The organism is Blautia caecimuris, from assembly GCF_024622975.1.
GTDB lineage: Bacteria > Bacillota > Clostridia > Lachnospirales > Lachnospiraceae > Blautia_A > Blautia_A caecimuris.
The window spans coordinates 1-2,021 of record NZ_JANJZT010000079.1 but is presented as its reverse complement, the minus strand read 5'-3'; the positions used below and the strand labels follow the sequence as shown (position 1 = coordinate 2,021).

The window sequence follows — 2,021 nt, the reverse complement described above, 5'->3', positions numbered from 1 at the left end:
GAAATAGATTAGCTTGTTAAAATTGCTTGCCAACCCATAATAATTACAGATACCTCTTAATTCTGCATTATAAATAGTCACTATTTCCAAATCTGTCCTATTAAGCAGTTGTGGTCGGTGTATAGGTTCTAATTTCCCATTGTCTGACCTCTGCTTTACAATTCCATTTGAAAATAAAAATTTCTCTATCTTGTCTTTGAATGGAATACTCAATTCCACCTTGTTATTCATAGAACGGGTTTTGAATTTTCCTTTTGGTTTAATCTGCTGGTCACGGCGTACTCTGACATCATATCCGAGAAAACGAGCAGGAGTATTACTGTGTGTAATCAGAGTTTTTTCTTGACTAAGTTCCATTTTTAATGTGGTACTTATAAATTCTGTAAGTTCTTGCTTAATCTTCTCACAATCCTGTCGATTGCCATTCACAGCTATTAGGAAATCATCAGCGTAACGCACATATTTTATTTTCTTGTCGTCACATTGCTTCGCTGGTAGTTTGAGCATTTGAGCCGTTGCAGATTTATATTCTTCAATCAGCTTTTCTCTTTCTATACCGTTGCTATTTTTAATTTTGTTGTGTAATCTTTGGCGTAGTCCTACCAGTTTTGTATATTCTGGTGTATAACGTGCCTTTGTTGCCACATCAAACTCTTTCTTTATCTTCATTACGTGACGGTCTAATTCATTAAGGTAGATATTCGCAAGAATAGGCGAAATGATGCCACCTTGAGGGCAACCGCTATATGTTTTGTGGTATTTCCAATCTTCCATATAACCTGCCTTTAAGAATGAACGAATGAGTTTCAGAAAACGTGCATCTTTAATTTTCTGATTGATAATTTCCACAAGTACCGCATGATTGATGTTATCAAAGCACCCTTTTATGTCGCCCTCTATAAACCAGCGTGCTCCTGTAAATTCTTTTTTTATTTGAGCAAGAGCAGTATGACAACTTCTTGCTGGTCGGAAACCGTGAGAGTAGTCTGAAAAAATAGGCTCATAGATTGCTTCTAATATCATGCGTATTGCTTCCTGTATCAGCTTATCAGTAAAGACAGGCAGTCCTAAGGGACGCATTTTGCCATTTGATTTTTTGATGTATGTACGTCTTACTGGTTTTGGTTGATACATTTCATTTTTTAAGGCTTCAATGATATTTTCAATATATATTTCGCTAAAACCGTCCGCTGTGTCGTCTGTTACACCCTTTGTTCCTGCTCCTTTGTTGGAGTAGAGGTGTTGATATGCAACATAGTATATATCTGGACGGAGTAAATATCGATAGAGCCTTGTAAATACTTCATCATGGTTCTTTTTTGAATTTTCCTGTAATTTGGTTAAAATCTCCATTGTTGGTTTCATTTGAGGTTTTCCTCCCTAATCAATTTCTAATTTTAATTCGCTAAGACTGCTTTCCTTCGCCATGTGAACGGTTTTCCCGTATCCGATTTTACGGCTTTCCCTGTCTTTTCAGGATTCTCAGACTACTATGAAAGCTCCGTTACCTTGCCAGATTTTCAGCGTCATCTCACTTAGCATAGCCTTGTGATTTATCACTACAAGAGCATTACACATAGCCATTGTAGGCATTCTGGTTTAGGTAATCTCCAGTTGACGAAAGTAGTAGGCTGGTGTGAATTGTCGGATATGCTTTCGTTCCGTTACTACTGGTTCTCCAGCGTACCGTATGAGTTAATTGATAACCCACTGAAAGGCATTTATTTTCAGCGTTACTCATACCACAGGTTTCAGACAAGTTTCCTGTGTCCACACGTAACAGAGGTTTGGAACTCACATTCAACAAATCTAGTTTTATCCTCATATTCACTTAACCTTGCAGTTCAGTCGTGCTCTATTGTCTTTGAACAACTTTCTGCTTTCCTGCCGTGCTATTTTCCCGTACAGTTTTCACCTTTCGGTTAGGCAGGTGGTTTCCCGTGTTATCTTACGGGGTAGTGCCTTTTTTTTCTGTCCCCCTTTCTTTAATCTACTTCTAACTTTCGTCCCTCTGGACGCAC

The 2,021-nt window shown here is 38.1% G+C and carries 1 protein-coding gene; it reads right to left on the bottom strand.

Going from position 1 to position 2,021, the window contains the following annotated elements; genetic code table 11:
* Nucleotides 1-1,365, bottom strand: a 1,365-nt coding sequence (locus tag NSA57_RS19355) for a reverse transcriptase domain-containing protein (RefSeq protein ID WP_257465841.1), incomplete at its 3' end; no start/stop codon positions are given.
* Nucleotides 1,366-2,021 lie beyond the last annotated feature (656 nt).